General features: G+C 34.9%; 9 protein-coding genes and 1 pseudogene. 2 read left to right on the forward strand and 8 right to left on the reverse strand.

Annotated elements, in window-relative coordinates:
• Nucleotides 1-96: 96 nt before the first annotated feature.
• Nucleotides 97-1,602, forward strand: coding sequence for an aldehyde dehydrogenase family protein (locus IAI56_RS13980; RefSeq protein ID WP_187658458.1), 1,506 nt, complete (start codon nucleotides 97-99; stop codon nucleotides 1,600-1,602).
• 81 nt (nucleotides 1,603-1,683) lie between these two features.
• Nucleotides 1,684-2,064, forward strand: coding sequence for a DUF779 domain-containing protein (locus tag IAI56_RS13985; RefSeq protein ID WP_187658459.1), 381 nt, complete (start codon nucleotides 1,684-1,686; stop codon nucleotides 2,062-2,064).
• Between the two features lie 42 nt (nucleotides 2,065-2,106).
• On the opposite strand, the gene IAI56_RS13990 is transcribed toward IAI56_RS13985, so the two are convergent.
• The 8 genes and pseudogenes from IAI56_RS13990 to IAI56_RS14025 all read right to left on the reverse strand — a co-directional run.
• Nucleotides 2,107-3,030: an AraC family transcriptional regulator gene (locus IAI56_RS13990; protein ID WP_187658460.1), complete on the reverse strand. Its 924-nt coding sequence runs from the start codon at nucleotides 3,028-3,030 to the stop codon at nucleotides 2,107-2,109.
• 400 nt (nucleotides 3,031-3,430) lie between these two features.
• Complete coding sequence (locus IAI56_RS13995; RefSeq protein ID WP_187658461.1) at nucleotides 3,431-5,221, reverse strand: acyl-CoA dehydrogenase family protein; 1,791 nt, start codon at nucleotides 5,219-5,221, stop codon at nucleotides 3,431-3,433.
• Between the two features lie 109 nt (nucleotides 5,222-5,330).
• Nucleotides 5,331-6,512, reverse strand: a complete 1,182-nt coding sequence (locus IAI56_RS14000; protein ID WP_187658462.1) for an acetyl-CoA C-acyltransferase — start codon at nucleotides 6,510-6,512, stop codon at nucleotides 5,331-5,333.
• Nucleotides 6,513-6,612: 100 nt separating this feature from the next.
• A complete protein-coding gene (locus tag IAI56_RS14005) occupies nucleotides 6,613-6,966 on the reverse strand; it encodes a four helix bundle protein (protein WP_187658463.1) in 354 nt (117 codons plus the stop codon).
• A gap of 40 nt (nucleotides 6,967-7,006) precedes the next feature.
• Nucleotides 7,007-9,397 carry a 3-hydroxyacyl-CoA dehydrogenase/enoyl-CoA hydratase family protein gene (locus tag IAI56_RS14010; protein WP_187658464.1) on the reverse strand — a complete coding sequence of 797 codons (2,391 nt, stop codon included), beginning with the start codon at nucleotides 9,395-9,397 and terminating at the stop codon, nucleotides 7,007-7,009.
• Between the two features lie 42 nt (nucleotides 9,398-9,439).
• Nucleotides 9,440-9,793, reverse strand: coding sequence for a four helix bundle protein (locus IAI56_RS14015; protein ID WP_187658465.1), 354 nt, complete (start codon nucleotides 9,791-9,793; stop codon nucleotides 9,440-9,442).
• A 64-nt stretch (nucleotides 9,794-9,857) separates the two neighbouring features.
• Entirely contained in the window at nucleotides 9,858-10,289 is a 432-nt protein-coding gene (locus IAI56_RS14020; RefSeq protein ID WP_187658466.1) for a MarR family winged helix-turn-helix transcriptional regulator, read from the reverse strand.
• Between the two features lie 322 nt (nucleotides 10,290-10,611).
• A pseudogene (locus IAI56_RS14025) lies at nucleotides 10,612-10,879 on the reverse strand (hypothetical protein); the annotation flags it as partial.

Here is a 10,879-nt window from a genome sequence, read left to right on the forward strand (position 1 = left end):
AAACATAATACAATTTTGTGCTATAAATTGAATTAATTGTGCTATTTCAAAATCAATACTAAACTTAATTTTGAATAAACCAAAAAAAGAAAACTTATGAGTAACGTAGTTCAAAGACCACAGTTAAAAGAAAAGTATGATAATTACATCAACGGAAAATGGGTAGCACCATCTACAGGACAATACTTTGAAGTCCTATCACCAGTTGACGGAAAACCAATGGCAAAAGCTGCCCATTCTGCAAAAATGGATACCGAAATGGCTGTTGATGCTGCCTATGAAGCCTTCAAAACCTTTAGTCAAACATCGGCAACCGAGAGAAGCATTATGCTAAATAAAATAGCCGATAGAATAGAAGAAAATCTAAACCTTATTGCTGCCGTAGAAACCCTAGATAATGGTAAAGCTATCAGAGAAACTATGGCTGCCGATATTCCTTTAGCCATAGACCATTTTAGATATTTCGCCAGTGTAATTAGAGCAGAAGAAGGTTCGATAACAGAACTCGATAAAGATACCGTTTCCATCATCATGCACGAACCTATTGGAGTAGTTGCCCAAATTATTCCATGGAATTTCCCTATTCTAATGGCAGTTTGGAAACTAGCACCAGCAATAGCCGCAGGAAACTGTGTAGTGTTAAAACCAGCAGAAAGTACACCAATTTCCATTATGGTTTTAATGGAATTAATAGGCGACTTAATTCCAGCAGGAGTAGTTAATGTTGTCAACGGTTTTGGTGCAGAATTGGGTAGAACATTAGTAACCAATCCAAAAGTGTCTAAAGCTGCCTTTACAGGTTCAACCGCTACAGGAAGAATGGTCATGCAATATGCCACAGAAAACATTATACCAGTAACGTTGGAATTAGGCGGAAAATCTCCAAACATTTTCTTTCCATCGGTTATGGATGCTGACGATGAGTTTCTAGACAAAGCTCTCGAAGGTGTAGCGCTTTTTGCATTAAACCAAGGCGAAGTATGTACTTGTCCATCCCGTCTTTTAATTCACGAGTCTATTTATGACCGATTTATAGAAAAAGTATTGGCTCGAGTACATGCTATAAAAACAGGAAATCCACTCGATCCAACGGTGATGATGGGAGCACAAGCCTCACAAATTCAAAAAGATAAAATTCTTTCTTATATTAAATTAGGCAAAGAAGAAGGAGCTGAACTATTGTGTGGTGGCGATGTTAACCATCTTGGAGGCGATTTAGAAGGCGGTTATTACATCCAACCAACCTTGTTTAAAGGACACAATAAAATGAGAATTTTCCAAGAAGAAATCTTTGGTCCAGTATTAGCAGTAACCACGTTCAAAACTACAGAAGAAGCTATCGAAATTGCCAATGATACCATGTATGGACTTGGAGCTGGAGTTTGGACCCGCGATGCACATGAATTATACCAAGTACCAAGAGCAATTCACGCTGGTCGAGTATGGGTAAATCAATATCATGCTTATCCTGCAGGAGCACCTTTTGGTGGATACAAACAATCAGGTATTGGTAGAGAAAACCACAAAATGATGTTAGACCATTATCGTCAAACAAAAAACATGTTGATTTCTTACAACAAAAATAAATTAGGTTTCTTTTAGTTAGTAGTAGTTTAATCAATCCATAACCGCAAATTCGCAAAATTATTTGTAGCGTTTGCGGTTATTGTTACTTTTATGATTATGGAAAAAATAAAACGTTTAGAGGCAACACAAAAAGCATTGGATTTAATAGATTTCTTAGCAGAAAAGTTTGGAGATTTAATGTTTTATCAAGCCGGCGGATGTTGTGAAGGTACACAACCACAGTGTTTTGAAAAAGGTGGCTTTTATCTAAGATATGGCGATGTTTGCATAGGAACCATCAAAGGATTTGAGTTTTGGCTCGACAAAGATTTGTTCGAATATTGGAAACAAGCTCACTTTACTTTGGATGTAACCGATGGAATAGGAGCAGGAGGTTTTTCTCTAGAAACGCCTTATGGCAAAACATTCAAAATAAATTATAGATTATTCACCGAAGAAGAAATACAAAATTTAGAAGAGATTAAATGGAATGAGTAAAGCCATTCACTAACTATTTTTCACCAATCACTAATCACTACTTTACCCATTATAATTCATCAATTGATATTGTTTAGGAGTAACACCTTCATATTTTTTGAATAATCTAATGAAGTAATTACAATCTTCAAATCCAGTGGCATAAGAAACCTCGTTGATATAAACATTTGGATTGCTAAGAAGTTTTTTGGCAAACTTTATCTTTTCATTCAAGATAAACTCAATTGGGCTCATTCCCAATTCCCTTTTAAAATAACGATAAAACGAAGTGGTGCTCATACAAGCTTTATCGCTCAGGTCTTTTAAATTTATAGTTTCTCTAATATTATTTTTGATATACTCTATCGCTGGAGCAATTGGACTATTACTATCTAAATAGTTGTTTTGGTCAAATCGTTTTGTAGTTTGCGTTTGAATAATTCTAATGATTAATTCTTGCAGCGTTAAGTCAGCCAAAGCATCTTTTGTTATAGAAGTACCCATACATTCTTTGATCAGTTTATTGATAGTACCTGCTAGGTCAACATTGTTATAAAAAAAATAATTCTCATGGTCTAGTTTCCAGTGGTTGCCTTTCCCTTCTTTGGGATACTTTTCATTTAAAAAATCTAAAGTGTTCGTTATAATATTATGATCAATGGCTAAAGCGATACACTGGGTAGGATTGTCTTTTGAAGCTTCAGGAAAATCAATTTTCATTTCTACATTGGATGGTACAATAACCGTTTCACCAGGTAAATATTCAAATTGAGGTTCGTCAAAAAGATGCATAATCTTTTTACCACGCAACATACTAGTTACTACTAAATCATTGAACTTTAAAGGAACCAAATCTGACTTTTGATACGTTTCAAAAATATTCAATTCACAGTGTTCCAATGAAAAGATTGTTCGGTTTTCTACCAAAGTTTTCAATGACTTTTCATCTGTTAATGCAGGAGATAGAGGTGATACTTTAATTGCCATACTAAAAATTGAAATACTAATGTACAATTTTTTTTAGAAATAAAGAATGTTCAGCACAATTGTGTCTAATGTAAATGAATAAAAATCATTGCTATTTACTTATTTGGAACACTTAAGAGGCTCGCATCAGCTTTAAACTTAAAGTATACATTTTTTTTAGCAAATAAAAAACCTTTGCCAAATTAGGAAATATTGCCAAAGGCTGGGTTTATTTGAATTTGTTTTTTGGAGTTAGTTTGTTGGCAAGGATTGGAAATCCGCGCTAAAGGGGTTTCAATTATTTATAATCTTTAATAAAAACTTATCATTGTAAAAATATAAAATAAAACTACATAAATGCTATTCCAACAAAAAACCACCCGTTTAGAGGTGGTTTTTCGAATCAATTAATAAACTAAACTTAAAAACAATAACTATTTTCAGCCACTAACTTAGCTGTAATAGTTTCTCTTAAACCAACAATATTAGGCATGTTGGTGTATTTTGTAAATCGGCGTAGCCCCATAAGCATCATGCGTTGTTCGTCGCCTTCGGCAAAAGAGATAATGCTTTCTTTTCCTCTGGCGGCTACAATATCTACTGCTTTGTATAAGTATAATTTTGCCATAGCAATTTGCTCTTGTACTTTGGCTTCGCCTTCTTTTTTGGCTAATTTTTCAGTTCTAAGAATGGTACTTTCTGCCATGTAAATTTCAATTAACATATCAGCAGCAGCCATCAATAGTTGTTGGTGTGCGTCTAAATCCATTCCATATTTTTGAACGGCAGCACCAGCAACCATTAGGAAAGCTTTTTTCAATTTGCCCACCATTTCTTTTTCTTCCGAAAATAGTTCTGAATAATCTGGCGTGTCAAAGGACGGAATTCCCATTAATTCTTCTTGCACTTTCATGGCTGGTCCAAGCAAATCAACGTGACCTTTCATCGCTTTTTTGATTAACATTCCCACGGATAACATTCGGTTGATTTCATTCGTTCCTTCATAAATACGAGCAATACGAGCATCGCGCCAAGCACTTTCCATTGGTGTGTCTTCAGAGAAGCCCATTCCGCCATAAATTTGAATTCCTTCATCGGCACAGTTTTGAACATCTTCCGAAACGGCTACTTTCAAAATCGAACATTCGATAGCAAATTCTTCTACTCCTTTTAATTCCGCTTCTTGATGACTTGCACCTTCTGCTTCACGAAGTTTGATGCGGTTTTCAATGTCTTTTGCGGCACGATACGTAGCACTTTCTCCAGCATATGCAGAAGTTGCCATTTCGGCTAGTTTATAACGAATGGCTCCAAAAGAGGAAATAGGCGTGTTGAATTGTATTCTTTCGTTAGCATAATTCACCGCATTGGATGTTACACGACGTTGCGCATCCAAACAAGCGGCTGCCAATTTGATACGACCAACATTCAAGGCATTCATAGCGATTTTGAAACCTTCGCCACGAGCAGCCAACATATTTTCTACAGGAACTTTAGTATCTGCAAAGAAAACTTGACGCGTAGAAGAAGCACGAATTCCTAATTTATGTTCTTCTTCGTTCATGGTAATTCCATTGCTTGGATCATTTTCTACAATGAAACCAGTGATGTTTTTATCGTCTTCAATTCGAGCGAAAACAATGAAAACCGAACAAAAACCTGCATTAGAAATCCACATTTTTTGTCCCGTGATTTTGTAATGCGTTCCATCTTCAGATAAAACAGCTTTTGTTTTTCCTGAATTCGCATCTGATCCTGCGCCTGGTTCTGTTAAGCAATAAGCACCAAACCATTCGCCAGAAGCTAATTTTGGTACGTATTTTTGTTTTTGTTCTTCGGTTCCATATAAAGTAATTGGCATCGTTCCAATTCCAGTATGCGCACCAAAAGCTGTTGAAAAAGAACCTGTTGCGCCCGAAATATAATCGCAAACTAGACAAGTATCTACAAATCCCATTCCCATTCCGCCATAATTTTCAGGAACTGCAACGCTCAAAAAGCCCATTTCTCCAGCTTTACGCATCATTTCTTCTGTAAAAGCATAGTCTTTGTGCTCAAAACGGTCTTTGTTTGGCCAAATTTCTTTATCAACGAATTCTTTAACGCTGTCGCGCATCATAATTTGCTCTTCCGAGAAATCTTCTGGTGTAAAGACATTTTCACATTTGGTTTCTTTTACCAAAAATTGTCCACCTCTTGTTATATCTTCCATGGTTTTTATGTTTTTTTAATTTAAATAGTTTTAGTTTTTTGGAACACAGATTTAAGAAATTAGAGAAATTTTAATAATTTTTTTGATTTCTTAAATCTGTGTTGCTTTTTTATAGAAGTTCGTAAATACCTGCAGAACCTTGTCCAGTTCCAACACACATACTTACAATTCCGTATTTAGATTTTCTTAATCGCATTTCTTCAAATAATTGTACTGATAATTTGGCTCCTGTACAACCTAGTGGATGGCCTAAAGAAATTGCACCACCGTTTACGTTAATGATATCAGGATTTAAATTTAATTCGCGAGTTACTGCTAATGCTTGTGATGCAAATGCTTCATTTAATTCAATTAAATCAATATCATTTAATGTCAAACCTGCTTGTTTCAATGCTTTTGGAATTGCTTTTACTGGACCAATTCCCATAATTCTTGGTTCAACTCCTGCTGATGCAAAATTTACTAATCTTGCAATAGGAGTTACACCTAATTCTTTTACCATTTCTTCGCTCATGATTAAAACGAAAGCCGCACCATCACTCATTTGAGAAGAGTTTCCTGCAGTTACGGAACCATCTGCTGCAAATACTGGTTTTAGTTTTCCTAAAGCGGCAATATTGGTATCAGCTCTTGGACCTTCATCTTTATTTACAACATACGATTTGGTTTCTTTTTTACCATTTTCGTTGATGAATGTTTGCTCTACAGTAATCGGAACAATTTGTTTATCAAATTTACCTTCGGCTTGAGCTTTTAAGGCTTTTTGATGTGAATTGTAAGCAAACTCATCTTGGTCTTCACGAGAAACGTTAAATTGTTTAGCAACTGCTTCAGCCGTTAAACCCATTCCCCAATAGTAATCTTCGTGACCTTCTTTTGCTACAGCGTAATCTGGTGTTGGTTTATATCCACCCATTGGAATAAAACTCATGCTCTCAGCGCCACCTGCAATGATACAATCAGCCATTCCACTTTGGATTTTTGCTGTCGCCATTCCGATAGTTTCTAATCCTGAAGCACAATATCTATTTACTGTTACACCTGGAACGTCAGTTACTTTTAATCCCATTAAGGAAATTAATCGTCCAACGTTTAAACCTTGCTCAGCTTCTGGCATGGCGTTTCCAACCATTACGTCGTCAATTCGTTTTTTGTCGAAATCTGGAAACTGTGCCATCATGTGTTCGATGGTTTCTGCTGCTAATTCGTCAGGACGTTTGAAACGGAAGACTCCTTTTGGAGCTTTCCCAACTGCTGTACGAAATCCGGATACTATATATGCTGTTTTCATATTTTATTGTATTAATTTTTTTGTATTAAGATTGGAGTATTAAGTATTAAGATTTTTTCTAACAATTATGTCTTGATACTTAATACAATTATCTTGATACTTATGTTTTTAATGTTTTTTGAAAAGAGAAATTCATATTTGAAACTTCTACTAACTGGTTTATTATGGGTTGTATTATTTCTTCTTTTATTAGTTTTAACCTTTTTGCTAGTATTAGTTGAGTTATTAATTCAAAAGTAGAACCATTAGCTATTCCTAAAAATTGGATAAATTCTTTATTATGATTTCTACCTGAACCTTCAGCTATGTTAGAAGGAATAGAAACTGCACATTTTTTTATTTGATGTATCAAATTGAATTTTTCATCATCAGGTAAAAGCAAAGAAATTTCATAAACTTCAACAGCTATGTCCATTGCTTTTTGCCAGATTTTTAGTTTTTCAAAATTGTGCATACTTTTTAAGGTCTTAATACTTAATACTTCAGTCTTAATACTAATTTCTCAACGGTTTCCCTTTAGTTAACATAAACTGAATTCGCTCTAGAGTCTTTCTCTCAGTACACAAACTCAAGAAAGCTTCACGTTCGATGTCTAATAAATATTGTTCACTTACTAATGTTGGTTCTGATAAATCTCCACCAGCCATTACATAAGCAAGTTTATTGGCAATTTTTAAATCGTGTTCTGAGATGTATTTTCCTGCTACCATTTGGTTGGTTCCTACTAAGAACATTCCAAGAGCTTGTTTACCTAATACTTTGATATCGGTCCTTCTAACAGGTTGTGTGTAACCTTGATCAGCCATTTGTAATGCTACTTGTTTAGCAACTGCAATTTGACGGTCTTTGTTTACTACCACAATATCTTTTCCTTTTTGTAAAATTCCTAAATCGAAAGCTTCGTATGCAGAAGTTGCTACTTTTGCCATTCCGATAGTTAGGAAATTTTCTTGAAGTACATTCAATTCCACATCATTTTTACGGAATAAATCACTAGCGCGAACTGCCATTTCTTTAGAACCACCACCACCAGGAATTACACCCACTCCAAATTCTACTAAACCAATATACGTTTCAGCAGCGGCAACAACTCTATCGGCGTGCATACTCATTTCACATCCACCACCAAGTGTCATTCCGTGAGGTGCAACAATAACAGGAATAGAGGAGTAGCGAACTCGCATCATTGTGTCTTGGAACATTTTGATAGCCATATTCAATTCGTCGTATTCTTGCTCGACTGCCATCATGAAAATCATTCCGATGTTAGCTCCAACTGAGAAATTAGTTCCTTGATTTCCAATTACTAATCCTTTATAGTCTTTTTCAGCTAAGTCGATTGCTTTGTTGATTGCGGTTAAAACGCCACCACCAATAGTATTCATTTTGGAATGGAATTCTAAGTTCAAAATTCCATCACCTAAATCGATAACTGAAGCGTCTGAGTTACCCCAAACTTTGTGACTTTCTCTGATATTATCTAAAATGATAAAAGCATCTTGACCTGATTTTTCTTCTTGAGCTTTTGATGGAATGTTGTAGAAACACGTTTTACCATTTTTAACCGAATAAAACGATTTGTTTCCTGAAATCAACATATCAGTTACCCAAGTTGCTGGTTTGTAACCTTCGGCTTCCATCATGGCGATGGCTTTTTCTACACCAATAGCATCCCAAATTTCAAACGGACCATTTTCCCAACCGAAACCAGCTTTCATAGCATCGTCGATTTTATAGAACTCTTCTGTGATTTCTGGAACTCGGTTAGAACAATAAGCAAACATAGCCGAGAAGTTCTTTCTGTAGAAATCACCAGCTTTGTCTTTTCCTTTTACTAAAACTTTGAAGCGGTCAATTGGTTTTTCAATAGTTTTTGTTAATTCTAAAGTGGCGAACGATGCTTTTTTAGCCGCTCTATATTCTAATGTATCTAAGTCTAAAGATAGAATGTCTTTGCCTTCTTTTTTGTAAAATCCTTGACCAGTTTTGCTTCCTAACCATTTGTTTTCCATCATTTTGTTAATGAAATCTGGTAGTTTGAACAATTCGTGTGCTTCGTCATTTGGACAATTGTCATAAATTCCGTTAGCTACGTGAACTAAAGTATCTAAACCGACAACGTCAACAGTTCTGAAAGTTGCCGATTTAGGGCGACCAATAACTGGACCAGTTAATTTATCAACTTCTTCAATGGTTAATCCCATTTCCTTAACTTGGTGGAACAAACTTTGAATTCCGAAAATACCAATTCGGTTTCCGATAAATGCTGGAGTATCTTTTGCAATTACCGAAGTTTTTCCTAAGAATTTTGAACCGTATTCAAAAAGGAAATCCAATACTTCTTGTGAAGTTTTTGGACCAGGAATGATTTCGAATAATTTCAAATAACGTGCAGGATTGAAAAAATGCGTTCCACAGAAATGTGCTTGAAAATCATCGCTTCTGCCTTCGCTCATAAACTTAATAGGAATTCCCGAAGTATTTGACGTTACTAATGTTCCCGGTTTACGGAATTTGTCGATTTGTTCAAACACCAATTTTTTGATGTCCAAACGTTCTACCACAACTTCGATAATCCAATCGCAAGTTGCAATTTTGGACATATCATCCGTTGTGTTTCCTGTTGTAATTCTGCTAGCAAATTTCTGACTGTAAATAGGCGATGGGTTGCTTTTTAAAGCGTTTGCTAAATGATCATTTACTACACGGTTACGAACGACTTTACTTTCTAAAGTTAGTCCTTTCTTTTCCTCGATTTCAGTTAGTGCATTGGGTACAATGTCTAAAAGGAGTACTTCCAAACCGATGTTAGCAAAATGACAAGCAATTCCAGAACCCATTATTCCAGAACCTACAACTGCCACTTTTTTAATTGTTCGTTTCATGTTTTTTATTTTGAGAAAAGAAGCAAGAGAAAAGAAAAAAGATTAGTATTCTAATGTATTGATGAAACCAGTAGTCATCTTTTGGAATTCAATAATCTTATCTTCTATTTCTATTGTCTTTTCTGTTGTTATGTAATTATTTTGATTTGCAATTAATAGTTGTGTTTGTAATTCAAACGAAGAGCCTAGACTAATGTTTAAAAAATGTTTAAAATGTATGTTGCTTCTGTTTGAACCTTCTGCAATATTTGAGGGCATAGAAACGGCAGCTCTATTCATTTGACTTACCAGTCCATAAATTTCATTCTTTGGAAATTCCAAACCTATTTTATGAATATCAGAAGCAATATCCATAGAGAGTATCCAAATTTTGAGATTTTTAAAATTATGTTTCATAAGTCTTTTATTGCTCTTTCTTCTTGACTCTTGTTTCTAGCTTCTTTGTTCTTTCCTCTATTCTCTAAAATATCTTCTTCTCCGTTATCAAATCATTTATCACATCGGCTACTTCCATGAAATGATTTAGCTTTTCTTCACTGATGTTTTGTTTTACTACTTCATTGAATTTTAGCACGGTAGTTTTTGATTGTTCACGCATTTGTTTTCCTAAATCTGTTAGGTAGATTAAAACGCCTCTTCCGTCATCAGGATTTTTTTTTCGTATGATTAATCCTTTTTCTTCTAAAGTCTTTAATGTTCGAGTGAGTGAAGTAGGTTCCATTCCCATTCTGTTACTGATGTAACTAGAAGGTGTTCCTTCTTCTTTATCTATACTTAAAAGTGCGAAACCAATTGCCATAGAACCATCAAATTTTGATGCTTCTTCGTTATACATTCTTGCAACAGCTTGCCAAGTTGCACGTAGAATATAGTCTATTGTTTTATCTTTCATTGAACTCCGTTTTACTAAAACGATTTAGTTTGAGTTCCAAAGGTAATAAAAAATATTATGCACGCATACTATTTAGGTTAAAAAATTACTAACTTTTTTGTTGTTGTAGGTTAAAAGTGAGTGATGGCGGTGGTTTTGGGTGAAATTAGAATTTAGAAATTAGAATTTAGAAATTAGAAATTAGAAATTAGAAGAAAGAGGAAAGAGTTGGGAATTACGAATTATGAATTATGAGTTTATGGAAAAGAGGGAAGTGTTTTTTGGGGTATAAAAAAACCTTTGCTTGTTTGGCAAAGGTTGGTGGTAGGTATGATGAGTTGGTTTATCTCATGGTTCGGTTTACGATGTTTTCGTTGTATTTTTCGTAGAAGGTGTCTAGTTTATCGCGGTTGATGGTGCCTTCTGGTGTGATTACTTTTTCTTTTACTAACCATTTGATTAGCTTTTGCATTGCTTTTTTAGAATTCATAAAGGAAGCAATCTTAGAAAAGTCTTGTGTTTCTACTTTGATTTTTTCTTGTAGAAAGTTCAAGATGTAGTAGTCGTCTTCTACATATTTTGGTGTTTCGTTGTCAAACTCTTTGTATAAT

The sequence above is a fragment of the Flavobacterium macrobrachii genome (genome assembly GCF_014486675.1).
Lineage (GTDB): Bacteria > Bacteroidota > Bacteroidia > Flavobacteriales > Flavobacteriaceae > Flavobacterium > Flavobacterium macrobrachii.

Bases quoted from the DNA above. Each gene is read 5' to 3' on its own strand.
- IAI56_RS13980 (WP_187658458.1), top strand. From the start codon at position 97: ATGAGTAACGTAGTTCAAAGACCACAGTTAAAAGAAAAGTATGATAAT.
- IAI56_RS13985 (WP_187658459.1), top strand. From the start codon at position 1,684: ATGGAAAAAATAAAACGTTTAGAGGCAACACAAAAAGCATTGGATTTA.
- IAI56_RS13990 (WP_187658460.1), bottom strand. From the start codon at position 3,030: ATGGCAATTAAAGTATCACCTCTATCTCCTGCATTAACAGATGAAAAG.
- IAI56_RS13995 (WP_187658461.1), bottom strand. From the start codon at position 5,221: ATGGAAGATATAACAAGAGGTGGACAATTTTTGGTAAAAGAAACCAAA.
- IAI56_RS14000 (WP_187658462.1), bottom strand. From the start codon at position 6,512: ATGAAAACAGCATATATAGTATCCGGATTTCGTACAGCAGTTGGGAAA.
- IAI56_RS14005 (WP_187658463.1), bottom strand. From the start codon at position 6,966: ATGCACAATTTTGAAAAACTAAAAATCTGGCAAAAAGCAATGGACATA.
- IAI56_RS14010 (WP_187658464.1), bottom strand. From the start codon at position 9,397: ATGAAACGAACAATTAAAAAAGTGGCAGTTGTAGGTTCTGGAATAATG.
- IAI56_RS14015 (WP_187658465.1), bottom strand. From the start codon at position 9,793: ATGAAACATAATTTTAAAAATCTCAAAATTTGGATACTCTCTATGGAT.
- IAI56_RS14020 (WP_187658466.1), bottom strand. From the start codon at position 10,289: ATGAAAGATAAAACAATAGACTATATTCTACGTGCAACTTGGCAAGCT.